The 26,377-nt window shown below is 51.4% G+C and carries 24 protein-coding genes; 11 read left to right on the top strand and 13 right to left on the bottom strand.

Features of this window, described 5'->3' with window-relative positions; translation table 11 throughout:
* Positions 1-24: 24 nt before the first annotated feature.
* Positions 25-540 (bottom strand): DUF4251 domain-containing protein, encoded by a 516-nt coding sequence (locus FPG75_RS06940; RefSeq protein ID WP_236652737.1) that lies wholly within the window; start codon positions 538-540, stop codon positions 25-27.
* Between the two features lie 147 nt (positions 541-687).
* Here FPG75_RS06940 and FPG75_RS06935 point away from each other — a divergent pair, with 147 nt between their 5' ends.
* The 3 genes from FPG75_RS06935 (at position 688) to FPG75_RS06925 (ending at position 2,869) form a co-directional block, all read left to right on the top strand.
* Positions 688-1,524 (top strand): ankyrin repeat domain-containing protein, encoded by an 837-nt coding sequence (locus FPG75_RS06935; RefSeq protein WP_143306040.1) that lies wholly within the window; start codon positions 688-690, stop codon positions 1,522-1,524.
* Positions 1,525-1,579: 55 nt separating this feature from the next.
* Positions 1,580-2,491 carry an NAD(P)/FAD-dependent oxidoreductase gene (locus FPG75_RS06930; RefSeq protein WP_143306039.1) on the top strand — a complete coding sequence of 304 codons (912 nt, stop codon included), beginning with the start codon at positions 1,580-1,582 and terminating at the stop codon, positions 2,489-2,491.
* 72 nt (positions 2,492-2,563) lie between these two features.
* Positions 2,564-2,869 (top strand): hypothetical protein, encoded by a 306-nt coding sequence (locus FPG75_RS06925; protein WP_143306038.1) that lies wholly within the window; start codon positions 2,564-2,566, stop codon positions 2,867-2,869.
* Positions 2,870-3,083: 214 nt separating this feature from the next.
* On the opposite strand, the gene dinB is transcribed toward FPG75_RS06925, so the two are convergent.
* From dinB to FPG75_RS06905, 5 genes are all read right to left on the bottom strand, one after another.
* Positions 3,084-4,193 carry a DNA polymerase IV gene (gene dinB, locus FPG75_RS06920; RefSeq protein WP_143306037.1) on the bottom strand — a complete coding sequence of 370 codons (1,110 nt, stop codon included), beginning with the start codon at positions 4,191-4,193 and terminating at the stop codon, positions 3,084-3,086.
* 44 nt (positions 4,194-4,237) lie between these two features.
* Complete coding sequence (locus tag FPG75_RS06915; protein WP_143306036.1) at positions 4,238-5,317, bottom strand: hypothetical protein; 1,080 nt, start codon at positions 5,315-5,317, stop codon at positions 4,238-4,240.
* Positions 5,317-6,168: a class I SAM-dependent methyltransferase gene (locus FPG75_RS26130; protein ID WP_201747899.1), complete on the bottom strand. Its 852-nt coding sequence runs from the start codon at positions 6,166-6,168 to the stop codon at positions 5,317-5,319. The genes FPG75_RS06915 and FPG75_RS26130 overlap by 1 nt, the downstream gene beginning before the upstream one ends.
* Before the next feature lie 9 nt (positions 6,169-6,177).
* On the bottom strand, positions 6,178-7,911 hold the full coding sequence (locus tag FPG75_RS06910) for an FAD-binding protein (RefSeq protein WP_201747898.1): 1,734 nt from the start codon (positions 7,909-7,911) through the stop codon (positions 6,178-6,180).
* Positions 7,912-8,060: 149 nt separating this feature from the next.
* The gene (locus tag FPG75_RS06905) at positions 8,061-11,216 is read right to left on the bottom strand and encodes a glycoside hydrolase family 2 TIM barrel-domain containing protein (RefSeq protein ID WP_143306035.1); all 3,156 of its coding nucleotides are present in this window, start codon (positions 11,214-11,216) and stop codon (positions 8,061-8,063) included.
* A gap of 170 nt (positions 11,217-11,386) precedes the next feature.
* On the opposite strand from FPG75_RS06905, the gene FPG75_RS06900 reads away from it, so the two are divergent.
* The 3 genes from FPG75_RS06900 (at position 11,387) to FPG75_RS06890 (ending at position 13,675) form a co-directional block, all read left to right on the top strand.
* The gene (locus tag FPG75_RS06900) at positions 11,387-11,683 is read left to right on the top strand and encodes a hypothetical protein (RefSeq protein ID WP_143306034.1); all 297 of its coding nucleotides are present in this window, start codon (positions 11,387-11,389) and stop codon (positions 11,681-11,683) included.
* Positions 11,684-11,789: 106 nt separating this feature from the next.
* The gene (locus FPG75_RS06895; RefSeq protein ID WP_236652735.1) at positions 11,790-12,332 is read left to right on the top strand and encodes an RNA polymerase sigma factor; all 543 of its coding nucleotides are present in this window, start codon (positions 11,790-11,792) and stop codon (positions 12,330-12,332) included.
* Positions 12,329-13,675: a RodZ family helix-turn-helix domain-containing protein gene (locus tag FPG75_RS06890; protein ID WP_143306033.1), complete on the top strand. Its 1,347-nt coding sequence runs from the start codon at positions 12,329-12,331 to the stop codon at positions 13,673-13,675. The genes FPG75_RS06895 and FPG75_RS06890 overlap by 4 nt, the downstream gene beginning before the upstream one ends.
* A gap of 39 nt (positions 13,676-13,714) precedes the next feature.
* Here FPG75_RS06890 and FPG75_RS06885 read toward each other — a convergent pair whose 3' ends face one another.
* Together FPG75_RS06885 and FPG75_RS06880 are read right to left on the bottom strand one after the other, a co-directional pair.
* Entirely contained in the window at positions 13,715-14,116 is a 402-nt protein-coding gene (locus FPG75_RS06885) for a hypothetical protein (RefSeq protein ID WP_143306032.1), read from the bottom strand.
* On the bottom strand, positions 14,113-14,466 hold the full coding sequence (locus FPG75_RS06880; RefSeq protein ID WP_143306031.1) for a hypothetical protein: 354 nt from the start codon (positions 14,464-14,466) through the stop codon (positions 14,113-14,115). The genes FPG75_RS06885 and FPG75_RS06880 overlap by 4 nt, the downstream gene beginning before the upstream one ends.
* A gap of 141 nt (positions 14,467-14,607) precedes the next feature.
* On the opposite strand from FPG75_RS06880, the gene FPG75_RS06875 reads away from it, so the two are divergent.
* The 5 genes from FPG75_RS06875 to FPG75_RS06855 all read left to right on the top strand — a co-directional run bounded on the left by FPG75_RS06875 (position 14,608) and on the right by FPG75_RS06855 (position 22,183).
* A complete protein-coding gene (locus tag FPG75_RS06875; RefSeq protein ID WP_201747897.1) occupies positions 14,608-15,495 on the top strand; it encodes an AraC family transcriptional regulator in 888 nt (295 codons plus the stop codon).
* A gap of 83 nt (positions 15,496-15,578) precedes the next feature.
* Positions 15,579-18,302: a DUF1553 domain-containing protein gene (locus FPG75_RS06870; RefSeq protein WP_143306029.1), complete on the top strand. Its 2,724-nt coding sequence runs from the start codon at positions 15,579-15,581 to the stop codon at positions 18,300-18,302.
* Between the two features lie 27 nt (positions 18,303-18,329).
* A complete protein-coding gene (locus FPG75_RS06865) occupies positions 18,330-19,808 on the top strand; it encodes a DUF1501 domain-containing protein (RefSeq protein WP_143306028.1) in 1,479 nt (492 codons plus the stop codon).
* Positions 19,809-19,856: 48 nt separating this feature from the next.
* A complete protein-coding gene (locus tag FPG75_RS06860) occupies positions 19,857-20,747 on the top strand; it encodes a sugar phosphate isomerase/epimerase family protein (protein WP_236652734.1) in 891 nt (296 codons plus the stop codon).
* Complete coding sequence (locus tag FPG75_RS06855; RefSeq protein WP_161596702.1) at positions 20,747-22,183, top strand: c-type cytochrome domain-containing protein; 1,437 nt, start codon at positions 20,747-20,749, stop codon at positions 22,181-22,183. The genes FPG75_RS06860 and FPG75_RS06855 overlap by 1 nt, the downstream gene beginning before the upstream one ends.
* 98 nt (positions 22,184-22,281) lie before the next feature.
* On the opposite strand, the gene FPG75_RS06850 is transcribed toward FPG75_RS06855, so the two are convergent.
* From FPG75_RS06850 to lgt, 5 genes are all read right to left on the bottom strand, one after another.
* Positions 22,282-22,698 (bottom strand): hypothetical protein, encoded by a 417-nt coding sequence (locus FPG75_RS06850; RefSeq protein ID WP_143306025.1) that lies wholly within the window; start codon positions 22,696-22,698, stop codon positions 22,282-22,284.
* A gap of 110 nt (positions 22,699-22,808) precedes the next feature.
* Positions 22,809-23,009, bottom strand: coding sequence for an exodeoxyribonuclease VII small subunit (gene xseB / locus FPG75_RS06845; RefSeq protein ID WP_143306024.1), 201 nt, complete (start codon positions 23,007-23,009; stop codon positions 22,809-22,811).
* Entirely contained in the window at positions 22,987-24,420 is a 1,434-nt protein-coding gene (gene xseA / locus FPG75_RS06840; protein WP_143306023.1) for an exodeoxyribonuclease VII large subunit, read from the bottom strand. Before xseA ends, xseB begins: the two co-directional genes overlap by 23 nt.
* 53 nt (positions 24,421-24,473) lie before the next feature.
* Positions 24,474-25,421 (bottom strand): CobW family GTP-binding protein, encoded by a 948-nt coding sequence (locus tag FPG75_RS06835; protein WP_143306022.1) that lies wholly within the window; start codon positions 25,419-25,421, stop codon positions 24,474-24,476.
* Positions 25,363-26,232 carry a prolipoprotein diacylglyceryl transferase gene (gene lgt / locus FPG75_RS06830; RefSeq protein WP_143306021.1) on the bottom strand — a complete coding sequence of 290 codons (870 nt, stop codon included), beginning with the start codon at positions 26,230-26,232 and terminating at the stop codon, positions 25,363-25,365. The genes FPG75_RS06835 and lgt overlap by 59 nt, the downstream gene beginning before the upstream one ends.
* Positions 26,233-26,377: the final 145 nt, after the last annotated feature.

Below are 26,377 nucleotides of genomic sequence, written 5' to 3'. Positions count from 1 at the left end.
TGCTTGCAGCAGGGCTGCTATTGATTATTTCTTTTTCTTCGTTCTTATTTCTGTTACATAGCCATTGAAACTAATGGGCTGGCGGCTGGTGCTGGTCACCTGCAGGGAGCTGTAACCATCGCTGGATACGGTGATCTGCAGGCTTTGTACGTCCTGCACATCTTTTGGTTTGATGGTGATATCCCATCCATCTTTTTTGCGTGGTGTGATGGTATAGGTGAAGTCTTTCGATTTAAAATCCAGCGGCAGTTTGGTGGGATCGAGCGGTGCGGTGTAGGCTCGGCCGAAATACGGCAGGTAGCTCACCACAGAATCTTTGGTGACGCGTACATCATATTCCGAGGTAAGTTGCCGGAGACGCCCACCCATCGGCAAGGCTGATTGTGCCACGAAAGTATAGTTCTGATTATCCATCCAGCTTTTCACCTTGGCTGCCTGGGCAGCTTTTTTCTCTGCTTTTGTTTGCTGGGCAGAGAGCCCGGAAACGCTACATGCTGCGAGGGACAGCAGCATGCCGGCCTTTAAGAGGAAGCTTTTCATATGATCGTTATTGGTTCGTGTAGAGATACGTTTGCATCCGGCCTCAATTTCGTAAAAATCATCCTAAAAAAATCATAAACAAATTATTTAAATTGCACATATATTTTCATCCTTCGATCCCGCTTTATTATTATTTCATAAAGCATTATGCAAAGAATCTCGCTGTACGAGTTAAAAAGAAAATTGAGAACCTGTCAGGACCCGGATGAAATCATCACGTATATCAGATTTAATTTACGCTATTTCAACAGGAGAGAATTATCGGAGTTGCTTTGTGAGTTATTGGAAAACCAGGAGATCTTTTTTGAGGCGGCGGAATTGCTGATAGAAGAGGGTGGTGCGGATATTCATTACAAGAAGGAGGATATGATCCCGGTGGTGTTCTGCGCGGTGGGCGCCAACAAGCCGCAGGCGGTGGAATACGCCATTGCCAAGGGCGCCCGGCTTCAGGTGGAGCATCCTGATTATCTTTTTGCCATTGCGTATATCTTCCAGCATTATCGTCTTAACAACATCACCGAGATGTTGTTGCTGCTCATTGCTCACAACATTGAATTTGATTTTGTGCTGGCCAGCAGGGAAACCCCGCTCCTGCTGGCCACGCGGTATAATAATCATCCTGAAGTGGTGCAGTTCCTGCTGGGTGAGCAGGTGAACAAATATGTATATGATGAAGATGGTTTTACTGCCATTCACTATACGCCCTTTGCCAAAGCGCCGGGGCTGCACAAACTCCTGATCACCAGTATGGCCGATATACAGGTAAAAACACAGTTTGCTACCAGTATGGAGCCTGTAAACGATTGCGTGATCAAAGTGAGCGAGCACACTACGTTTGAGGAGTTCATCTACATTGCGTTGAACGCCTTTTTGCATAACCGCCACCTGATGTATGATGATATCTTTGAAAAATACTACTATCGTTTGCATATGATCGCAGAACATATCTCGCATATCCGGGAAAAAGCGGGGCAGTCGCTGTAAATTTCATTTGCAACAATGTTGCATTTTTATATCTTTGCCGGAAAGAGAAGAAGATATGTCCAGAACCATGCGATATGATGCCCTCATCATAGGAGGTAGCTATGCCGGTCTTTCCGCCGCCATGGCCCTGGGGCGCTCGCACCGGCAGGTGTTGGTGCTCGACAGCGGCCTCCCTTGTAACCGCCAGACGCCGCATTCCCATAATTTCATTACACAGGATGGCAATACGCCCGCAGCTATTGCGGCTATCGCCCGCGAGCAGGTAGCCGCCTACCCTTCCGTGAGTTTTCATACCGGCAAAGCCATCAGCGGCCGGAACGAGCAAGGGCTGTTCTACATCACCACCGAGGCAGGCGAAACGTTTGCAGGGAAAAAGGTATTGTTTGCCACCGGCCTCACCGACGAGCTGCCTGATATCCCCGGATTTGCCGAGTGCTGGGGCATTTCGGTGATCCACTGTCCTTATTGCCACGGTTACGAATATACGAACGTACCAACTGGTATCCTGATGAATGGCGATATGGCCTGGCACATCGTGCAACTGCTATACAACCTGACGAAAGAACTGACCATATTCACCAATGGTCCGGTAACACTTTCCGAAACGCAGGTGAGTCAGCTGGCTAAATATCGTATAGCCGTTAACGATACCCCGGTAACATCCATAACGCACGAGGCCGGGCAGCTGCACGCCATTGAACTGGCAGATGGCAGCCGGCACGCGCTCAGCGCGCTGTATGCCCGCCCGCCCATTCGCCAGCATTGCGGCATTCCTGAAGCGCTGGGATGCCAGCTTACCGAAAATGGCCTGATCGTAGTGAATGAGGTACAAGTGACCACCGTACCCGGCGTATTCGCCGCGGGCGACAATACCACACCGGTCCGTTCCGTATCAAATGCAGTGGCAGCGGGTACCCGCGCCGGCGCCATGATCAATATGGAATTGTGCGAAGGCGTATTTGCCTGAGTGTTTTGTTATTGAAAAGGAAGTTGTATATTGGTTTACGAAGACCTTTATCCTAACCTTAAAAAGACCAAAATGCTCACAACGCTTTCAGTCCTCACCCTATTATTTTTTGTAGCGCATGTATTACTGCTGTTCACTTCCTTCGGTAAAAAGGGTTTCCAGAAAACAAAGTACCTGTGGTCGCACCTTACGCTGTGGATCGCGGGCGTACTGGCCTGCGTGATCACCTTGCTGTATTCCGGCAAACAAGTATCCGGTGTGATCGACGCCTTCAACACGCCGCTGAAATCATCCTTGCTGATCGTATTGGTACTGGTACTGTCGCTCATTGCGCATACCATTGTAAAGAAATTGGTATTGCCTAAGTACGCGAGATAATTTACGCGCAGAAACGGATTTTTTCTCGCAAAGACGCAAAGGAGCAAAGGATTAAAAAGATTCTCTTGATTTAATGCGAAGATCATTTAAGCGAAGAAGCCCTTGAAGCGCTTTGAGCGCTTCAAGGGCTACAACCCTCGAATTGATCTTCGCGTTAAATCAAGAGAATCTTTTTAATCCTTTGCTCCTTTGCGTCTTTGCGAGAAAATATTTTTTAATCAAAGAGAGAGAGTTGGTCCGGATTACCCTGCCGGGGCGTATGGGTTGCCGCCTCGCCAAAGTTGGAAAGCGTAATACCCAGCAAACGTATGCGTTTATCTTCCGGGAAAGTGGCCGCCAGCAACTGTTTGGCAGTTTCCAATATCGTATGAAAATCTCCCACCGGCTGTGGAAACGACTGGTTACGGGTGATCTGCCGGAAATCGCTGTACTTGATCTTTAAAGTAATGGTACGGCCTTTCAGCTGATAACGCTGCAAACGTTCGTGTACTACTTTTGCGATCTTCTCCAATTCCACATGCATGTCTGCGATTTCGGTGAGATCTTCCGGGAAAGTATCTTCAGCGCCCAATGATTTTGTTTCGCGGTGTGGTTGTACCTCCCGGTCGTCGATGCCCCGTACGATGCGGTAATAGAAAGACCCTACCTTACCAAAATGTTGCTTCAGTTCATTCTCCGATAACTTCTTGAGATCCGCGCCGGTAAAGAGCCCCATCTTTTTCATCTTATCGGCGGTCACCTTCCCTACTCCATGGAATTTCTCCACGGCCAGCTGCTCCATAAATGATTCGATGGCGCTGGGGCCGATGAAGGTAAGTCCGTCTGGCTTGTTGAGATCAGAAGCAATCTTGGCTACAAATTTATTGATGGATATGCCTGCGGAGGCCGTGAGCTGCAACTCCTCGCGGATGGCCTGTTTGATCAGCTTGGCAATTTCGATAGCAGAACCAATCTGCTGTTTATCCGCTGTTACATCGAGGTAGGCCTCATCCAATGAGAGGGGTTCTATCAGGTCGGTGTACCTGCTGAATATCTCCCTGATCTTTCTTGATACCTCTTTGTAAACATCAAAGCGGGGACGGATAAAAATAAGCTCCGGGCAAAGCTGTAATGCACGTTTCGAAGGCATGGCAGAACGTACGCCAAATTTGCGCGCTTCATAGCTGGCCGTAGCTACCACGCCACCACGGCCTTCCGGCGAGCCGCCCACGGCGATGGCTTTGCCACGGTATACGGGGTTATCGCGTTGTTCTACCGACGCATAAAATGCATCCATATCTATATGGATGATCTTCCTGTATGATTTGTTCTGGCTGTTATCCATGATTCACCGGCCGGGCAGGATCAAAGATACAGACATTTCAGCGGTCAATAATCATAGATATGTTCGACAGGAATATGCGATTGTTCCAGAAAGCGCAGTAAGGGCGACAGCCCCGCTACTATAACGGTAACGGCCACACGTTGTATGCCTGGCCGCGTAAGAATATCCTGTGTGAAGAGCACCCGGCAGCCAGCTGGCAAGGCAGGATGGGCATCACTTCGTGTTAATATGGTCAGTAATATTTCGGAGCGGTTACCCGCAATTGTTCGAAAGTTAATTCCCTCATTCGCTACTTGTGCAGCCGCTGTCTTAAATGCTTCATACCTGGGCAATTCCAGCACCACCGTGCTATCGGGCAGGTGTTGCAACACTTTGCCATTGAAGGATACGGGCGCCCGGTCCGTTTCCACGATGGTAGTAGGCAGTGCTATTTCGTATGCAGAACGGGTAGCCTGCCTGATCAACCAGCCATAGCTCCATTTTGTGAGCAGCTCTGTGGTGAGCAGGTAGCGGCGTTCCACTTTCCGCAGGGGATGTTCACCCAACAAGGATACTTCACTCCACAACTGTTTCAGCTGGTGGCTGAAGTCAAATTCATACCAGGGGGAGACGCGGATGAAATCCACGTAGTCTTTGGTATAGTCTGCATTGAACCGGTCTTCTTCTGTGAGCCCAGGCGCCGCCGTGGCGCGGCCTGCGATCGTCTCGTACCAGGATTTGAAACCATATTCGACAGTCGTGCTGACCCCGATCACGCAGATCATCACATGATAGCCGGTATTGAACGGATAGCGATGTGCTATTTGCTTATACATCAGGTGATAGCTACCCCAGAACTGTGCAATGTGCCCGCTATAAGGAAAGGTAGTAGCTGTATGTGCATTGAACCAGTCGGCCTGTTCGGCCGGACTATGCACCAGGAACCATTCCGGAAAGGTCAGGAAGGTTTGGTCCGGTGGCCGGAGGTCGCCAGGCGGGCAGTGTGTAGCCACCGTATCTTCGTATATGCGCTGACGTGGCAATTCCGATGCAATCGTATGCGTACTGCGGGTTTTGTAATTATGCAGGAAGATAACAATTGCCAATACCGTTGAGATCAATGTAAGGATGCGCAGGCGTAGCATTACTGTTTTACCAGTTTAATCAAAGTATTGAGAGAGGGATCATTTTGTTGCAGCAGGCGTTCGCCACTGTCTTCAAAGCCGAAGCCGCAAACGTATTCACTCCATTTCTCTATCGGCTGGAAGCGGCGGTATTCGCGGACGTTCACCTCCCAGGGTACCTGGGTACCGAGATTAAAAACAGTATGTACCAGTGCACAAAAGGCGTCCATATCCGGTGAGGTAACATCGTGATCACGAATAATAAAAACGCCGCCTGGCCGGAGCTTATCAGCAACCGTTTGCACAAAACCGTCGATCTTTTCTACTGGCGCGTGGTGTAGCCCGATATAGCAGGTAACCAGATCAACACTATTGTTCCATATATCCGTTGCCGTTAGTGGAGCATAATCGTTCAGCGGCAGGTACTGGCCTGTTTTAAACAGCTGGCCACGTTCCATAATGTCAGCGGGTGAATTATCAGGCGCTGTGTCATTTATCAGGTATACTGGTCCTGATATCTGGCAGTTTTTTTTAAGTCGGCTGTAATACCGGCCAGTGGAGCCTATTTCCAGATATCCGTTGATGCTTGTTTGTGAGCCGAGCAACTGCATGGTTTGCCTTGTCATTTCTGCCTTCTGTTTCCGCAATGCAGGCAGTGCAAAGGTAAGCTCAGAGAGGAAAGGCTTGATGTCCTTCAACTTTTGCTGTACCTGTTGATAGATGGCAGCGTCATTATCCAGCTGCGCGGTGGTATCACGGAGCAACAGATGGAATTTATCTTCGGGGTACAGATGATATACCACTTGCAAGAAGCGGTAGAAATCATCGCTACCTTTAACAGAAGAGAATACAGTTTTAAATTCGGAAAACATATACTGTTATTAAGGTTTATAATATTTATCCCACAATACATGGGAGAAGCGGAAATGTGGGTCCAGTTTACGTTTGAGACTGAATAACTCTTCCGCGCGCGGATAAGCCTGATGAAACTGCGCCGCTGTGGCATGCGGCTGGTATGGCAGGTAATAAGTTCCTCCTGCTGCGATGGCCGCATCGATCAATTCGCGGGTCCAGATGGCTACTTTGTTACGCGCCACAGCTGATGTGTCTTGCTTGTAATACACGACGAAGGCGAACACCTCTTCCCTGGCCCAGGCCAGATAGCTGCCGGGATCAGGCAGGGCATGCCGCACGGATACGTTGATCACATTTACGCCGTACCGCTGGAAGACTGCTCCCATAGCGGCATTGAAGGCATCAAACTGTTGTACTGGCACGAAATATTCCTGTAGCACATAAGTGCTTTTCTTCCGGCTACGTGGCTCCAGTTCGGCCACATCATAGCCGGCCTCGTAGTTGCGCCAGTGTATTTTCTTTTTGAGATACAGCAAGGGTTCTATCAGGTGCTCACGATACCATTTGCCCAGCGGCCTTTCGGAGAATACCCAGAAGAAATAACGTTCCAGCGGATAGGCATCTTTCAGCGGCATCAGTCTTTGTTTTTCATTAGGGCGCTCGCTTGTCTGCTTCCAGGAAACCGCCCTGATATGCGTAAATTTAGGCGGATAGAGATCTCCGTTATGAAAAACAACACCGCTGTTATCGCGCACCTCCTGCCGGAAGAAGAGCGGGTAGGCACTGGCCTGCATTTTTTTATGAGAACGTTTGACGGCGGTATTATCAGTGAGTACCAGTGTTACCTGTGCAATAATGCCCAGCGCATTGTATCCGCCTATGGCACCGTAAAAAATTTCGGGGTTGGTATGCGGACCGGCATGCACCAGCGAGCCATCTGCCAGCACAACATCTATCGATAACACGGAAAGTATCAATGGCCCTGATCCGATGTAACGCCCGTGCGCATTCACACTCAGGGCGCCGCCTACCGTAAAGTTGGCATACGTTTGCATGATCTTGATGCTCAGGTTTTCCGGATCGATATAATGTTGAATGTCACACCAGCGTATACCTGCTTCCACGGTGATTGTTCTGTCTTCTTTGGAGAAGGCGATCACTTTATTCAGGTGGCGCATATCTATGTGCATGCTGCCGGTGCTGGCTGTTTGTCCGCCCATACTGAAGCGCCCGCCCCCAACGGAAACTTTGCCTGAAGTACGCTTTACAATATCACACAGATCGGCTACTGTGGCTGGTTTCATCACATACGACACTTGCACAGGATTCAGCTGTGTAACGTCATTGATAATGCGCGCTTCATTGATGCCGGGTATGGCCTGCCCGTTATCATTCACCAGGTAATCTGCTGCTACGCCTGCGGGGAAACCATAGCGGTTATTCCCTTTATTACCTCTCTTCAGGAGCAACAGAAAGCCCAGCAACAATGGGCCAGCAACAGGCAACAATACTACCAATAACCAGTTACCGGATAGATTGCTGTCATGCAAACGTTTCGCCGCAGTGGCGGCCAGACTCCAGTATAACAAGGGATATAACGCCCAGGTGGCGCCCGCTCCCAGCGCGGCATTCAGTGCAGTATAAAGAATATAAAAGGTAGTGACGATAAATAAACTGACAATCCAGTAAGTGCGGCGATTGATACGTCCGCGGGTAGTGAATAGTAAATAACTTACAGGAAGCTGTTGTTTCAATTGCATATGACAGTACAGGGCCTTTGCCAGTCTAAGTTAAAGAAAAGATCATGCGAGCCCCTTACTGCTATTGATTTTAGTATATGTTTAACACATACCTGAAAAGCGAAAGCCGGTCCTCCTCGACCGGCCTTCATACTTTTTGCTTGCCATTATTATTTTATCGGTTGAATGCTGTAGCTATAAGCATGATCCTTGAAAGGAATGCGGTATGCTTCCAGCGGCCAGGCGCCCCAGCTATCTATGCCTTGCAGGCCCGACTGCTGCCAGTCGATATGCAGGTAGATGCGGTCGCGCGCTACCAGTTCACCGGAATGGTATTGCTTTTTATCTGCTTCGGGGTCCAGGTCGTCCATGCTGTAAGGCAGCGCAGCGAAGCTGAGCAGGCTGTCGGTACTGCTGAAGCGCAAACCTTTGCCTTTGCGGTTGGTGAAGTCGACCCAGCGTACGTCGGACTTGTTACCACTCTCCTGCGGGCGCGCATAAGGGAAGTACTGCGAGGCCACATCCTGTTTGTAGATGCCTACCAAAGACGCTGTTTTTCTGTCCCAATAATTTTCCCATGGGCCGCGGCCATACCACTGTATCTGGTCGTACTGCTTGTTCAGTTGCAGGTCGTTGCCGATGCGGAGCATGATGGGATATTTACCTTTGATAGCGCTGAAGTTGTTATGTACGTTCACGGCGCCATCGCCAAAAACCTGGAAAGTCTGCGCCACGGCTGCATCTCCGTCCATAATCTCTTTCCTGATCTCTATGATGTAGCTATCGCCTTCCTGTCGCACTTTGGTATCAGCGGGCTTACCTTCTTCATAGGCATTCCTCCATTTGCGCAATGAGTGGTTGAAGCCCGCGCCGATATCATTATCGGTAGGCGCACGCCAGAATGCAGGCTGCGGGCCATTTTGCAACAGCTGCTCTCCTTGCAGTACATAGCTGCTGAGGATACCTTTTTGCTTGTCGAATGTGATGGCGAAGTTGCCGCCTTTCACCGTAATATCATTGCCATTCTCCTGTAAAGTGAGCTTGCCTTTATGCGTTCCTGTGCCAACGTTTGCAGGCGTACTGCTCAATGCAAATTGCGCGTTAGCTATTTCGAAGCCGGCAGGAATGAAAGGTTCTTCTTTTTTCAGGGTATAGCGTACATCCAGGAAGTACTCTTTACCGGCCTTGATAGCGGTTTTCACAGGCAGCGCCACATCGACGGACTGCTGCGGCGCCACGTTCAGATCTTTCACGGCGCCATGCGCTATCACCTTACCATCTTCCTTGATCTCCCAATTAAGCTGATAGTTGGAAAGATCGCGAAAGAAGTATCCGTTGCGAACGTTTATGGTGCGCGCATCTTTCTGCGTGGTTTTGATATGCTGGTATACTTTCTTCACTTCAATGGCCATAGGCGTAAGACCGCGATGAGCGGTCACCACGCCTTTCACGCAGAAATTATTATCGCTGAAAGTTTCATTCACGGGGCCGCTCAGCGGAAAATCGCCACCATAGGCCAGGATACGTTTACCGTTCTTTACTGTATCGATGCCCTGATCTATCCACTCCCAGATAAAACCGCCCTGTAGGTAAGGGTTATTTTCGATCGCAGTCCAGTATTCCTGGAAATTACCGAGGCTGTTGCCCATGATATGCGCATATTCACTCATGATCAGCGGACGGTCGGGATTACGTTTGGAATAGCGTACGAGCCAGTCCGGATCAGGGTATTGCGGTACGATGATATCGGTATTGTAATCATGTTCGGCGCGCTCGTATTGCACAGGGCGGGTATCATGTTGCTTGAGCCAGTCGTATGCTTCATAGAAATTCACGCCATTGCCTGCTTCGTTGCCGAGCGACCAGGTCACTACTGCCGGATGGTTTTTATCGCGTTCATACATGCGCAGGATCCTTTCCAGGTGCGGCACGCGCCATTGCTTATCGTTGGCCAGCGTATAGGCGAGATCGTAGTAACGGCCATGTGATTCGATATTGGCTTCATCGATCACGTAGAGGCCGTACTCGTCGCAAAGCTGCATCCAGTAAGGATCGGGAGGATAGTGAGAATGACGCACGGCGTTTACGTTCAGCTGTTTCATCATTTCCATGTCCTTGCGCATATCATCGCGGGTGAGCGTATGACCTTGCGTAGCATTGTGTTCGTGGCGATTCACGCCCTTGAGGAATACCCTTTTACCATTCACGAGAAAATTGCGGTCTACCAGCTCGATGGAACGGAAGCCTACACGTTGCGGTATCACTTCCAACACTTGTCCGTTCTTGTCTTTCAGCGTGATGTACAAGGTATACAGGTAGGGCGTTTCGGCCGACCAGGTATGTACATTGCTGATCTCTTTGCTAAAAGAGATGGGTGTTTTATAATTACCGAGTACCTTTTTGATATCAGTGGTTTGATCCTGGTATACCGTGTTGCCGGCGGCATCTTTCAGTTCAATGGTTACGGCGAAGGTATCGGGCTTGCTGTGATTGGTGCGTTTATCGATGCGGTAATTATCTACCTCCATATCCAGCTTGAATACGCCATTGGTATATGATTTATCCAGTGTAGAGACGATTTTGAAATCGCGCACGTCCAGTTTCGGCGTGGAATAGAGATATACTTCCCGTTCGATGCCCGAGATGCGCCACATATCCTGGCATTCGAGGTAGGAGCCATCGCTCCAGCGGTACACCTGCAGTGCGATGAGGTTCTCTCCTGGTTTCACATATTTGGTGATATCAAATTCCGCTGCCAGCTTGCTGTCTTCACTGTAACCCACTTTCTGGCCATTCACCCAGATGAAGAAAGCGGATTTTACGGCGCCGAGATGAATGAAGACCTGACGGCCGTCCCAGTTGGCGGGGATGTTGATCTTTTTACGGTAAGAGCCAACGGGATTGTTATCTTCCGGGATATCATAGGGCGGATTGAGGTTACCGCCTACTTTCGCCTTGCCGGTAAATTCATAAGGCTGGTTGACGTAGATAGGCAGGCCATAGCCATTCACTTCCCAGTTGGCGGGCACTTTGAAGTTATCCCAGGATGCGTCGTTGAAATCGGTTTTGTAGAAGTCGAGCGGGCGTTTGCGCGGATCCTGCACCCAGTTAAATTTCCATTGACCGTTCAGCGAGATGAAATACGCTGATTTCTCTTTATCGCGTTGCCGGGCCAGTGTAGCGTTTTCAAATGCAAAGGAGGAGGCGCGCATGGGCATCCTGTTCACTGACACCACTTCCGGTGTTTGCAGCTCGGAAGGCAGCTGTTGCGCCCAGCCTTTCAGCAGCAGGGTGCTGAAGACGGCCGCCAGTAGTCGTGCTTTCATTGTTCGATCCAGAATTATAAGATGGCCTTAAAGAAAGCGTAATTTTTTTAAATCAGGAGAATAAATATGATGAGCGTAGGGGGAGATACATCGGTCGTCCGAAATTTTTTTTCTTCTCTCCCAACCTTTCGTTTATACGCACCCGTTTACTCTGGTATAAAATACATGCTATGAAATTTGTACCAATCTATCTACTGATGGCTGTACTGGGGGTATGTTTTGTCTTCGGATGCCGGAAAGACATGGCAAATGCTCCCACCCTGCAGCCTTTGTCGGGCAAGGCGGCAGCGAAAGATTCTACTGGCCATCCCCGTGATTCGATCCGTCATGATACGATCCCGCATGACTCTATCCCGCATGGCTCTATCCCGCGTCATGATTCGATCCCTCACTGGCCAGGTGATTCCATTCCCCGTCATGATACGGTGCCTCATTGGCCTGGCGACTCGACGGGTCACCGGAATTGATTTTTGAGTTAAGCGATTATTGGAGTTAATTCATCCTTGATTTCCGGTATGGATCATCTGGATGATCCATACCGGGATATTAACCTCTCTAATAGGAAACCAGCGTTTGGAAGACTTACAACAGCTGATTACGGAGTGTATGGCCAATAACAGGCTAAGTCAGGAGAAGCTTTACAGAAAGTTTTATCCTGCGTTATTCCTATTGTGCCGTAAATTCTTCAGCGATAACAATGAAGCACTGGAAGTATTGAACGACGGCATGTTGCAGGTATTTACCCATCTTGACAGGTATAGTGCTGCCAAAGGAGATTTTTTTAACTGGATATATACGGTGGTGCGTAATACGGCGCTGGACAAGCTACGCAGGAAGAAATGGCCGCCGAATCCCGGTCTTGGCGATGATTTCCCTGCGGTGGCGGAAGAGCATTGGAGTAAGCTGGACCAACAGGATATCTACAAACTGCTGGATGCATTGCCTCCCGCCACCAGAGCCGTTTGCTGCCTGTATTACCTGGAGGGCTTTGTGATCCGCGAGATCAGTGAAATGCTGCAATTGAGCACCGGTACCATCAAATGGCACCTGAGTGAAACAAGAAGCAAATTAAAACCGATCCTCGAACAATACTATCTAAAAAATAAGCCGCTGTGAAAGAAAGCGATTTCAGTAAAAGTCTGTCCGAAGAGGGCCAAATGCCCATCCCCATCCCGCCGGCTGATGAGGGCTGGAAAAACATGCGGCGAAAACTGGATGCCGCCATGCCGGTAACACGTAGCGGCCGCCGCTTAGGGCGGGCCGCCACCCTGAAGCTGGCGCTGGGCGCCGCCGCAGCCGCCGCTTGCGCTGCGCTGATCCTCTATTCGCTGCGGCAACCTGAAAAGAGGCCCTATCGGCTCCCCGCTCCTCCTGCCCGGACACAACCTGTACCACCACAGGCGCCACAGGAACCGCAGCACCGTGTATCCCAGGAAATAACGCAAACGGATACACGTAATTTAACAACACATACCGATACGCCGACCAGCCACGGATCCAATATCACTGTCAGAGCGCGAAATTTATCTCCGCAAAACAATACCAATACAACAGCAATAAGTACGATACATCAACAACAAGGAGCATCAATATACCCATCATCCTCCCCGCAACCGGACGCCGGCAAGGCGCCGGAAACTGCCGTAGCGGCGGCATCTTCCGGGGTGCCTGCTACTGCCGTACCACCGATCCACGCCCCGTCGTCAACAGCGGCGGACAGCAGCAACAGCGCCAATACCTTGCAAACACTCCCCTTGTTCAAGCAAAGGGATAACAAGGCACTCAGCGCAGCGGCAGCATTCAACATCCATTTTCCTAAAATCAAGGCCAGGCCGGCGCAAGGATGGATGGTAATGCTGCAATGGCAATGGCCCATCCCTTTCAAGGGCGCCGCCGCTTACACCATGGGACCTGATGGCAGCAGCCAGCCTTATCGCCTCCTGTATCCTGGTATACGGCTGCAACGGCAACTGAACAGGTCAGCGCTGAGCCTGGACCTCACGCCCTTTGCCTCACAGCTATACCCCGACCGCCCCTACATGACCAACAACGCACCGCCTGGCAATTCCTCCTTGCTGAAAAAATTCGGCCATAGTGCTGCCATTCAATTCCACCGCCAGCTGTATGAAAGATGGCATGCCTCCGCCGGTATCCAGGCATGGTACTGGCAACAGGCCACCATCAGGCGTTTTACGCAAGACAGCATGCAGCAGCGCGAGACTTACTATGCAGATAAAAAAGATATATTCACGCAGGTGAAACGTTTGCAATGGGGCATAGCCGCGGAAACTTATTATGATGCTAACAAGTGGCAGGCAGGTTTACGTGCATCCTTTCCCGTTAGTAAACAACTTGCGGACACTATTGGAAACAAGCTACCCAAAGCGCCCGTGCAGGTAGAAGTGATCTTCCGTTACAAACTGCCTTTTGGCAGAAAAAATAAAAAAATAACCAAATAACCGGGCAGCTTTGCGGCTGCCCGGTCTCTTCAACAACACCTATTCCGGTTTGGGGAAAAATGGCGTAGTAACAGCGGCCAACTTTACTTTTTGTTTCGCCACTCTTCGGCCGCGGAAGAACAGATAGAGATTGAAGAATAACATCACACCGAGATAGATACAGAACCCGCCTATCTTTCCACTCAATATCTCCAACATGCTACGGTCGGTGCTCACATTGTCCGCGATCTTCATGATCCAGAAAGCAAAGCCCAGGTTCAGTAAATAAAATCCCGTTTCAAATAATTTATTGGTGGCCATGGCGATATCTGCTTTGCCGGAAAAAATATCCAGCATAAATACTTTGCTGTTGCGAAACAGGGTGTGCGCTACAAACCAGGTGACAGCAATTACCACAGGCAGGTAAATGAGATAAGCGATAAAATTGTAGGAGGTAGTCATATATGATGTTTTTGAAGATGCCTTTTACTGATGAGATAGATCACCATTACATTGAGATAATGCATGCCGGCCAGCAACAGCGTGATATGTCCTGTCATTTGTGTAATGGTCAGCAATAATTCCGTCCAGCTATGCAGGGTGTTCCAGGTGCTGATCATCAAAGTGGCATAGCCAAGGTTCAGGAGGTAATAACCAAGCAGCAGGATGCGGTTGATCGCATCGGTAATGCCGGCTTCGCCGCGCATCAGGTGCAGTATGAATATCCGGCCATTGCGGTAAAACAACCACCCCACTCTTACCGTGATCAGATAGGTGATCAGTAGATAGATACTGTAAGCGAGGATGTTCATACCATTGCTTTTTGTTGCCGGAACAAAGCTAAATCAAACTTTCCGAATTTTCAAAATTTTCTGAAAATTCTTGTGGCAGGAAAAATTAAGTGCCTGCTTTTCAAGATGGATTTTCTTACTTTTAGAAAAATGTACATTGCCATGATCCGGAAAAAAGAGGGCTTCCAGGGACAGAAAGCCATCGTGATACCAAGGAACATCCTCAACAGCAAATGCGCCAGGGAAGCGGTAACCACGCCCTTGTACATCACCGATATCGGCTATTACCCAAAAGCGCGCTTCCATTTCCGCAAACGTATCCATGGCGCGGACCAGCATATTCTGATTTATTGTCATGAAGGCAAGGGCAGCATCAGCATCAAAAAAGAAACGTATGCAGTAGCGGCGGGCGATTGCCTCCTCATCCCGCGCAAATGGCCGCATGAGTATGCCGCGGATGATAACGATCCCTGGACCATCTACTGGGCGCACTTCACCGGCCACACGGCCGATGCGCTCGTAAGCATGGCACAGCAACAACACAACGGCCCGCGCATCTTCCTGCCACATGCCAGCGACCGCATCGATCTCTTTAACCATATCTATGCGCAACTGGAAAAAGGTTACCGCAACGAAAACCTTTATTACGCCAACATGAGCTTCTGGTATTTCCTCGCCTCCTGTATATTTCCCGGCATCTATCATCCGGAAAAATCTGACCTGCGCCACAACGCCATCGATCAGGCCATCCAGTATATGAAAGCACACCTGCATCAGATGCTCACCCTCCAACAAATGGCAACAGCAGTGAACCTCTCCCCTTCCCATTTCTCCTACCTGTTTAAAACAGATACCGGCTTTCCGCCCATCGAATATTTCAATCACCTCAAAATGCAGAAGGCCTGCCAGTACCTGCTCTTCACCAACCTGCGCATCAAGGAAGTGGCCGCCCAGCTGGGCATCGAAGATCCCTATTATTTCTCCCGCCTCTTCAATAAAGTAATGGGCCTCTCTCCCAATCAATACCGCGAGAAAGGCAGTCAATCGTAATATAATCCATCAAAATCAGGATATCATCTAGTAACAATCCCTGCATCACTGCTTACTTTTACAATAGTCAACCAAGAACAGTGATGCCTTTTTTTTCCACGAACATAAGAACACGTGCCCTGCTGGCGCTCGCGGGCCTCGGCGCCACGCTGGCGGCCTGTGAACGGCAAAAGCCGGTCAGCTTCAGCATGGAAGTAAAACCCATTCTCAACAAGCATTGTATCAGCTGCCATGGCGGCGTGAAACAAAGCGGCGGTTTCAGCGTACTGTTCCGCGAAGAAGCACTGGGCAATACCAAATCCGGCAAACCTGCCATCATCCCAGGCCACCCGGAAAAGAGCGAATTTATACGCCGCCTCACCTGCAAAGATCCCAAGGAACGCATGCCACAGAAAGGCACGCCCCTTAATAAAGAAGAGGTCAACATCCTCACCCGCTGGGTGGAACAGGGCGCCGAATGGGGCGATCACTGGGCCTATATACCGCTGAAACCCGTAGCAGTACCCGATATCAGCACCGATGGCAACGAGATAGACCACTTCGTTGCACAGCAACTAAAAAAAGAAGGGCTCAAGGCCGCCCCTGAAGCCGACAAACTCACCCTGCTGCGGCGCGTGAGCATCGACCTCACCGGACTTCCGCCTACACCCGCCATGGCCGAGGCTTTCAAGCACAATAAAGACCCGAAGGCCTACGAAAAAATTGTCGACTCACTGCTCAATTCGCCACACTATGGCGAACGCTGGGCCGCCATGTGGCTCGACCTCGCGCGATATTCGGATACCAAAGGATACGAACGCGATGCCAGCAGAAGCCTGTGGCGCTACCGCGACTGGGTCATCAATGCTTTCAACAGCGATATGCCTTACGACAGCTTCACCATCAAACAGCTGGCCGGCGATCTCCTGCCCGCGCCTTCCAACAACGACCTCATTGCCACCGCCTTTCACCGCAATACCATGAGCAACGATGAAGGCGGCACACAAGATGAAGAGTTCCGTACCGCCGCCGTCATGGACCGCGTAAGCACTACCATGCAGGTATGGCAAGGCACCACCATCGCCTGCGTGCAATGCCACAGCCATCCTTACGATCCTTTCCGCTTTGAAGACTATTATAAACTCCTCGCCTTCCTCAACAATACCCGCGATGAGGACACGCACATGGAACATCCTAAACTGCGTTTATACGACAGCGTTAGTACCGCCGAAGCCGATCATATCCGCGGCTGGGTGAAACAATATGGTAACAAAGCCGCCGAAAAAGAAACGGATCTCTTCCTCAAAGCGCTGGAGCCTAAAGTACATGCTCATAACTGTGACGACTATATTAATGGCGCCCTGCTGGACACCAAATACCTCGGCGTAAGAAATAACGGCAGCTGCCGACTGCCCAAACAGGCCATGGACGGCAAAACACAGCTGCTCATCAACTACTGGACCGGCGCCACCGGCGGCAGCATTGAGTTCCGGCTCGATAGCCTTAAAGGCAAAACATTGCTCACCTATAAACTCGCGCCCACCAAAGGCCGCGAGGCGGTGGCCATTCCCTGGCCGGCCATCAATGGCACGCACGATCTGTACATGGTATTCCGCAATCCGTCTATCCCCGCAGCCGACGCTGTGTGCATGATCGAGTGGTTCGCCTTCCGCGATGAGCTGCCCGGCAAAGGGCAGCCCGGCTATGCTGAGGTGAACAAACAGTTCATGGAAGTGATCAATAAAAATCCGGAAGATGTGCCCATCATGGTGGAGAATCCGCCCGTGATGCAGCGCGTCACCAATATATTCGAGCGTGGCAACTGGATGGTGAAAGGCAAAGCCGTTACGCCTGATGTGCCGCATTCGCTGAACCCCTTCCCCGCGGGCGCGCCCCGCAACCGTCTCGGGCTGGCCGAATGGATCACCGATACGCGCAACCCGCTCACCGCCCGCGTGATGGTGAACCGTTTCTGGGAACAGCTCTTCGGCGCCGGCATCGTGGAAACGGTGGAAGATTTCGGCTCGCAGGGTTTCCTGCCTTCGCATCCCGAGCTGTTGGATTGGCTCTCTTATAAATTCATGCACGATTATAAATGGAGCATGAAAGCATTGTTGCGTGAGATCGTGCTATCAGCAGCTTATCGCCGTGATTCCCGCAGCACGCCGGAGCTCACAGCAAAAGACCCCGCTAACCGCTGGCTGGCCAGGGGCCCGCATTTCAGGCTCACCGCTGAAGAAGTGCGCGACCAGGCGCTTGCAGTGAGCGGCCTGCTCAACCCCCGGTTGCACGGCCCCAGCATCATGCCTTATCAGCCCGAAGGCATCTGGCAAACCGTGTGGAGCGGTGAATACTGGAAGAAAGCAGAAGACGGCAACCAATACCGCCGCGCCGTGTATGTATTCCAGAAGCGCACCAGCCCTTATCCGTCGATGCTGACCTTCGACGGCTCCAGCCGTGAAGTATGCCTGCAACGCCGCATCCGCACCAACACGCCCTTGCAGGCGCTCGTGACGCTCAACGACCCGGTATATATAGAAACCGCCCGCGCGCTGGCCGCACATATGCAGCAGGCCGGCGGCAACGATGCCGCAGCATGTATCCGTTGGGGTTATCATACCGCGATGTACCAGGATATTTCGGAAGAGAAACTGCATATCCTGCAAAAGCTCTACGGGCAAGCCTTACAAGAATATAAGAAAGCGCCGGAGAAAGCGGTCGCCTTCCTGCAATGCAAGGCCGATCAGCCACATACAGCGGAGCTGGCAGCCCTTACCATAGTGGCCAATGCCCTCATGAACCTGGACGAATTTTTAATGAAATCATAAACAGATTGCTTTATATAACTGTAACGTATGTACGAAAAACTGATCCGCGAGGCAAATGAAGAAACGCTTCGTTACATTACCCGCAGGCATTTCCTGCTGGACTGTGTAACCGGCCTCGGCGCCGTGGCGCTGGGCTCCCTGCTCACCGGCTGCGGCAGCCGTAAAGATGCGCTGGCAGCGAGCGCCAATCCCATGGCGCCACGGGCGCCGCACTTCCCGGCGAGGGCCAGGAGCGTGATCTACCTGCATATGGCGGGCGCGCCTTCGCAACTGGAACTGTTCGACTACAAACCGGAACTGCAAAAGCTGCACAACCAGCTATGCCCGCCCTCCTTGCTCGAAGGCAAACAATTCGCCTTCATCCGCGGCGTGCCCAAGATGTTAGGGCCGCAGGCCGTGTTCAGCCAGCATGGCCAGTCGGGCGCCTGGGTGAGCGATCACCTGCCGCATTTCGCCACCATGGCCGATGAGGTGAGTTTCCTCAAAGCCGTACAAACCGATCAGTTCAACCACGGCCCGGCGCAATTGCTGATGCATACCGGCAGCGCGCGCCTCGGCAGGCCCAGCATCGGCTCATGGGTTACCTATGGGCTCGGCTCCGAAAACAGCAACCTGCCCGGATTTGTGGTGCTCACCTCCGGCGGCAAAACGCCCGATGCCGGCAAAAGCGTATGGGGCAGCGGTTTCCTGCCATCGGTATATCAAGGCGTGCAATGCCGCACCAAAGGCGAACCGGTGCTCTTCCTCAATGATCCCGACGGCATGAGCAGAGACCTGCGCAAAGCCTCGATCGATGCCATCAACGATGTCAACAAACAAGAATATAACGCATATGGCGATCCCGAAACACTTGCCCGCATCTCTCAATATGAACTCGCCTATAAAATGCAGATATCCGTTCCCGATGTGATGGACATCAACAAGGAACCTGCTTATATCCACGAAATGTATGGCACGCAGCCCGGCCGCGAATCCTTTGCCAACAACTGTTTGCTGGCACGCAAGCTGGTAGAGAAAGGCGTGCGCTTTGTGCAACTGTACGACTGGGGCTGGGATAGCCACGGCACCGATGAGAACCTCGCGATCGATTACGGCTTCCGTAACAAATGCCGCGAGATCGACCGTCCTATTGCAGCGCTGCTGAAAGATTTGCAGCAACGCGGCCTGCTCGATGAAACGCTGGTTATATGGGGCGGCGAATTTGGCCGCACGCCCATGCAGGAAAACCGCGATGGTAAAGACATGCCCTTCCTGGGCCGCGATCATCATGTAGATGCCTTCACCATGTGGATGGCCGGCGCAGGCATCAAAAAAGGATGCAGCTGGGGCGAAACCGACGAGATAGGCTATACCGCCGTAAAAGGCAAAGTAGCCATCAATGATATTCATGCCACCATCCTGCAACAGCTGGGCTTCGACCACGAGAAGCTCACTTATCAGTTCCAGGGCCGCCCCTTCCGGCTTACCGACGTTGGCGGAAAAGTGATCACACCTATTTTGAGCTAAATTTTTATGGATAATAGCAGGAGAAATTTTATCAGACAAACCGCGTTATTGGGATCTGCCCTCTGCCTCCCTACTCTGCCGGCTTTCCAGGCTGCCGCCGCTACTACTGTCAATGATGGCTTTAAACTCATCATCCTGGCCACCAACTGGGGCTTCCCGGGCACCACAGATGATTTCTGCCATGCCGCCAAACAAGCCGGCTATGATGGCATTGAAATATGGTGGCCGAACGAGAAGGCCGCACAGGAAGAATTATTCAAAGCGTTGGAGAAATACCAGCTGTCCGTAGGTTATCTCTGCGCCGGCTACGATCACGACTATACGAAACACCGGCAACAGTTTGAGCAGGCGCTGGAAGCCGCCACCACGCAGAGCCGCATCAAGCCGCTGTATATCAACTGCCACTCGGGCCGCGACTATTTCAGTTTTGATCAGAACGCTGCACTCATCGATATGACCACGCGCATCTCGCAAAAATCGGGCGTGCCTGTTTATCATGAAACGCACCGTTCCCGTATGTTGTTTGCAGCGCACATTGCGCGGCAGTTCATCAGCGCAAAGCCGGACCTGCGCCTCACGCTGGATATTTCGCATTGGTGTAATGTGCATGAGTCGTTGTTGCAGGATCAGGCAGATACGGTTGCACTGGCGCTGGAGCGCGCGGAACATATCCATGCGCGCATCGGCCACGCAGAAGGGCCGCAGGTCAATGATCCGCGGGCGCCGGAATGGGAGCAGGCCGTGAAAGCGCATTTCAGCTGGTGGGATAAGATCGTGCAGCGGCATCAGGCCGCCGGCAAGCCTTTGACGGTACTGACCGAATTTGGCCCGGTGGATTATCTCCCTGCCTTGCCTTACACTCGGCAGCCGGTGGCCAATCAATGGGAGATCAATGTATATATGATGAACCAGCTAAAATTGCGCTATAACAAGAAATGATGTCATCGTTATATTTATTGTTGGACACTGCCCGGGGCAGCTGGCGCCTGCTGGCGGGCCGTTCGCACCCGCTGGTGGTGCACCTGCCCATCGGGATGCTGATCATGGCGGCCGTGCTGATATGGTTGTCGCGCAAGCGCCCCTCGCTGAAGCCTGCTATCCGTATCGTGCTGTTACTGTCGGCCCTTTCGGCCGTGTATAGCTGTATAGCTGGGTATTTGCTGTCGCTCGATGGCGGCTACGATGAGCGCTTGTTATCTACCCACATGTGGCTCGGTATAGGCGTGGCCCTTAGTAGTATTGTTTTATTACTGGCGGAGATGTTGCCGCCGCTGCACCGCTTCCGTTTGCCGCTCGCTGTGCTGATGTTGCTGTTACTGAGTGCTGCCGGCCATTACGGCGGCTCCCTCACTCATGGCGATGATTACCTCTCACAGGCAATGCCGCCAGCCCTGCAACGATTCAGTCATGCCAGTGTACAGGCTAACGCTGCCGCATATACGAATATTGAAGATGCCAGGCTATACGAAGACCTCGTGCGTCCCGTGCTTACCAACCGTTGCTATGGCTGCCACAATGAGCAAAAGCTGAAAGGCGGCCTGCGCCTGGAATCCGTAGCTCTCATCCGCAAAGGCGGCGAGCATGGCCCGGTGTTGAAGGATAGTTTACCGGAAGAAAGTGAGCTGTTCAAACGTTTGCTCCTTTCCGAAAACGATGAGCACCGCATGCCGCCCAAAGGCAAGCCGGGCCTCACGCCGCAGGAGCTGGAGCTGCTCTATTGGTGGATCAGCCAGGGGGCGCCGCAAGGCAAAGCGGTCAAAGACCTGCCTAAAACACCAAGAATACTGGCTGTGTTAGCAGGCATGCAACCCGCCAGGGCATTGGATCATAACGAATTTGTTCCCACGGCAACGGTAAGCGCTGCCAGCGCGCAGCATATCCAGGCGCTGGAGCAGAAAGGCGTGAAAGTATTGCCTGTGGCTGATGGCAGCCCGATGCTACAGGTGAGTTGCATCAATGCGGCGGCCTTCAGCGACCAGGATGCGCCGCTGCTGGCTGGCATCCGCTCGCAGGTGATCTGGCTGGATCTCTCCGGCACTAAAGTCACGGATCATATCTTCACTACGCTTGCGCAGATGCCACAGCTCACACGGCTGGAAATGAAAAATACAAGCATCAACGGCAGCGGCCTTGCCAAACTGAATAGCTGCACCGAGCTGCGTTATCTGAATCTCAACGGCGTGAAAATAAATGCGGCTGCCCTGGCGGCATTACAACAAAATAAAAAGCTACAACAACTATATCTCTACCAAACCGGCATCACTTCCGCTACCACAGCGGATTTACAGCGCGCATTGCCTAAACTTGCGATCGATACCGGCGGATATAAAGTAGAGCAGTTGGCATCAGACACGATCATCTATCACAAAATTTAGGGATTTTTTGATTTACGGATTTCTTGATTTAGGGATTTCTTGATTTAAGGGGAACTGAAGTATCCCTCAAATCAAAAAATCCGTAAATCAATAAATCCCTAAATTTTCCTCATTATTCCCAGCAACAGATTAACAGGAAACAGCAGCTGGGCGAGGATTAACAGCGAGAAAACGATTCCACGGATAGTAAGTAACACTGTATCAGCGTTTACATTCACATAGCTGCGTGGCGGTTCATTGTTCCATCCCGTAATAGCAATAGTAAATGTGAAACATGCAATAACCGTTGCCACTACGTGTATCCATGACAGTGAGTTAGACCACAACCAGTTTCTGGTAAGGCGGTATAGACACCAGAATAGCAGCAGGTACAGCAATAGTGCCGCCAGCACCAGCCCGCGTTCGGTAACGTAATACGTATCGGAAAGATGGATATCAACCGTATCCGGTACAAATATCCAGAACAGAATGGCCACCGGAATGGCTGCCAGCCACAGTAAAGTATAAGGTTTCATTGGGGATTTACGGATTTACAGATTTATTGATTTACGAATTTATTGATTTAGAAGGAAATTCAGCCTCCCTCCAAATCAAGAAATCCCTAAATCAAGAAATCCGTAAATCCCTAAATTTTCTCCATCTGCCGGATGATGTTGCTTACTTCGGTTTCGGTGGCGCGTAGTTTCTGCTGGCAGAACTCAATGAGTATGGCGGCGCGTTTCACTTTCTGCGCGAGCAGGTCTACAGATACGGATTCATTCTCGATTTCGGCGGCTATCTCCTGTAGTTCATTATAGGCCGATTCATATGTCAGTTCTTCGCTCATCGTGATTTGTTTTTGAAGTAACGGAGGCTTCCAGTGAAGCGTCTTGCAATTCCACGCGGATATGGCTGCCGGCATTGATGCCGCTGGCATCGTTCACGATATGGTGATCGTGATATACGATCGCAAAGCCGCGCCGCAGGATGTTATCGGGGCTCATCACCCGGAACAGTGTTTCCTGCTGTTGCAAAGCCGCCTGCCGGTGTTGTAGCAGGTTGCGGCTGAAAGACCGGATATTGGCCACTATATTCGAAAGATTATTCAATTTGTTAGATACTATCAGCCGGGGTTTGGCCGCGATGGCGGCCGACAGCTCCGACAGCTGCTGCCGTTGCCCGAACAGCAGCTGCTGCGCATGCTGACGCAGCACATGGCGATGCTGGAGCAGGTTTTCTTTATGCGCTGCCAGCAAGGTGCGCGACTGGTTCACCACCACGCTGTGCAATGCCGTGAGGGCCTTGTTGTGGGTTGCCAGCAACTGTTGCGAACGGATCAGGATATCCCGCTGCAAATGCTGGATGCCGTCTTCAAACAACTTGTTATGCGCAATGATCAGCTCCGCCGCCTTGGTAGGCGTTTTAGTAGGCGTGTGCGCCATCATATCGGCCACGGTCTCATTCTTCTGGTGACCGATGCCCGTGATCACCGGTATCGGGAAACGCGCTACCACCCTGCCTAACTGGTAGGTGTCGAACAAAAGGAAATCTGTTTGGGCGCCGCCGCCGCGGATGATCACCACTACATCGTAAGGTTTGCCGGAGCTATATACATCCACCATCCGCTGCTGTACCAGGTCGGCGTTGGCTTCTCCCTGTACTACGGTAAAATAGGGGTCTATTATAAACGTATAGCCGAAACCGTTATGATCCAGGGTATGCCTGAAATCCTGGTAGCCGGCGGAATTGCCGGAACTCACCACTGCAATGCGTTGTATCACGACGGGCAAAGGCAGTTGATTGTTACGGGTAATGAAGCGGTCGCCCACCTTGCGGATATGGTCAGGATTTTCCAGCAAGAGGCGCTGTAATACCTGCTGCTTCTGCTGTTCCAGCTGCCCGATGGTATAGCTGGTATCTATATCCAGCAAAGACACCTGCAAGCCATGCACCTGGTGATAACTCACGGATACTTTTACCAGTACATGGATATCGTTGCGGAACTGCTGCCCTGTTATGGTTTCAAACTCGCGGATGCGCTGTGCGCCTGTGCCCCAGGCCGCTGCAGCTACCTTGGCAATGATATGGGTGGAATGTGCTTCCTTCTCTACCAGGTCAAAATAGTGATAGCCTTTTTGCTGATAGAAATTATGGCTGGTGATATCCGCCAGTACCCAATAGGTTTGCCCGGCAAACGCACTGTTCAGCGCCTGCTGTATCCTGTTGGTGAGTTCGGAAAGTCGGATAGACGGATTCATGATGATCGGGCAACGATTGTCCGTAAAGATAGGAAAATCGTGGCAGCGGCGCATCAGGCCAGGGAGCCCGTCTGCAATGCCGGCGTGAGGATACGCTGTATGGCAGGCGTTTTCAGCCCGCGCCCGATGAATACCAGTACAGAGGCCGGCGGACCGTCCCATTCGCCCGCAGGCACGATGTTGAGGTATTTGCCGGTGGATTGCACCAGGAAACGCCCTTCACTGCCTGCAATGCGCACATAGCCCTTGATGCGGTATAACTGGTCCGGATATACGCTGAAATGGAAGTCGAGCACGAAGAGCAGGCGGTTGAGATCAAATGCTTCAGCAGATTCAAACAACACCGTGTTCAACTTGTGCTGTTGCACGCCCCTGAAGGCAAAGGAAGGCTTGCTGATGGCGGCATTCGGCGCCTGGAGGTCGCGCAGGCTGATCTCCCCTTCTCTTGATGTAGTGATCAGCGCCAATGGATTGATCTGTTGTAATTGTTGTTGCAGCACAACCAATTCCGGCACTGTTAACTGATGGATCTTATTGATCACGATGAGATCAGCCGCCACCAACTGCTTGCCGGTTTCTTCTACCTGTTCCAGGCGACGGATCACGTTTTCCGCATCGGCGATGGCAATCGTTTTCACCAGTTCAAAATGTTTTTTCACATCGGGCAGGTGGAACATGCCTACAATGCTGCCTGCATCGGCGATGCCGGTCGTTTCAATGAAAAGGTTATGCGGCCGCTGTTCCAATAGCAGTACGTCGTTCAGCACATCAAACAACTCCTGATCCAGCGAGCAACAGATGCAGCCGCTGGTAAGTTCGTACATGCGATCGAGCTTTTCACTCACCAGCGAAGTGTCGATGTTCACTTTCCCGAATTCATTTTCGATCACAATATTACGCTCCTGCCGGAACAGTTGCAGGAGCCGGTTCAGCACGGTGGTTTTACCCGCGCCCAGGAAACCGGTGAGCAGGTATACCCGTATTGGTTGCACTTTTCCCATGATTTTTATTTTTATAGAACAAAAAGAAGATGCCCGCCGCGATCAGGGGCAAACTCAGGAGCTGCCCCATGTTGAGGAGCCGGCCGTTTTCAAATGCTTCCTGGTTCTCTTTCACGAATTCTATGAAGAATCGTGCGTCGAAAACCAGCACCAGCAACCATCCGAACAAGGCGCCCGGCCTGCGGAAAGCCAGGCCGCGCTGGTACCAGCAGAAGAGCAGCAGGAAGATGAGGAGATAGGCCAGCGCTTCGTACAGCTGTGCGGGATGCCTCGGCACCAGGTCCTTGCGCACAAATACCACGGCCCAAGGCAGGTTGGAAGGCAATCCTACGATCTCGGAGTTGAAGAAATTCCCGATGCGCACAAAACAACCTGCCAGCGGTATCGCGATGGAAAGGCGGTCCAGCAGCCAGATGCGGCCGGTATGATAACGCCAGCTGAACAAAAGCACCGCCGCCAATATGCCGATAGCGCCGCCATGGCTCGCCAACCCCTGCAGGCCCGTCCACTCGATATGCCCCTGCTCCCAACGGAAAGGCAGGATGATCTCCAGGAGGTGGCGCCGGAAATAACTCCATTCATAAAAGAAGCAATGCCCCAACCTGGCGCCCAGCAAAGTGCCTGCCACTACATAGATCAATAGTCTGTCCAGCAAGGTTTTCGGCCTTCCCTCACGGGCAAGGATATACGACAACAGCACATAGCTGCTGCCGAATGCCAGCATGAAGCACAGGCTATAGTAGCGCAAGGCAAAGCCGCCGATACGAAAAATTTCCGGCGAAATATTCCAGTAGATCATTCCCGTTGTCATCGGCCAAAGGTATAACAATAAATTAATTTGCAACTTTGTTGCATTTAATTTTCTTTTTGCTAGTTTCGTTGGATGAAAGCGAGTGGAGGGTTTTCACGCAAAGACGCAGAGGAGCAAAGGATCGAAGCGTATTTTAAGCTCGCAG

The organism is Chitinophaga vietnamensis (assembly GCF_902167635.1).
In the GTDB taxonomy this organism is placed as follows: domain Bacteria; phylum Bacteroidota; class Bacteroidia; order Chitinophagales; family Chitinophagaceae; genus Chitinophaga; species Chitinophaga vietnamensis.
The sequence above is the reverse complement of the archived record's forward strand: the minus strand, read 5'-3'. Positions and strand labels throughout refer to the sequence as shown.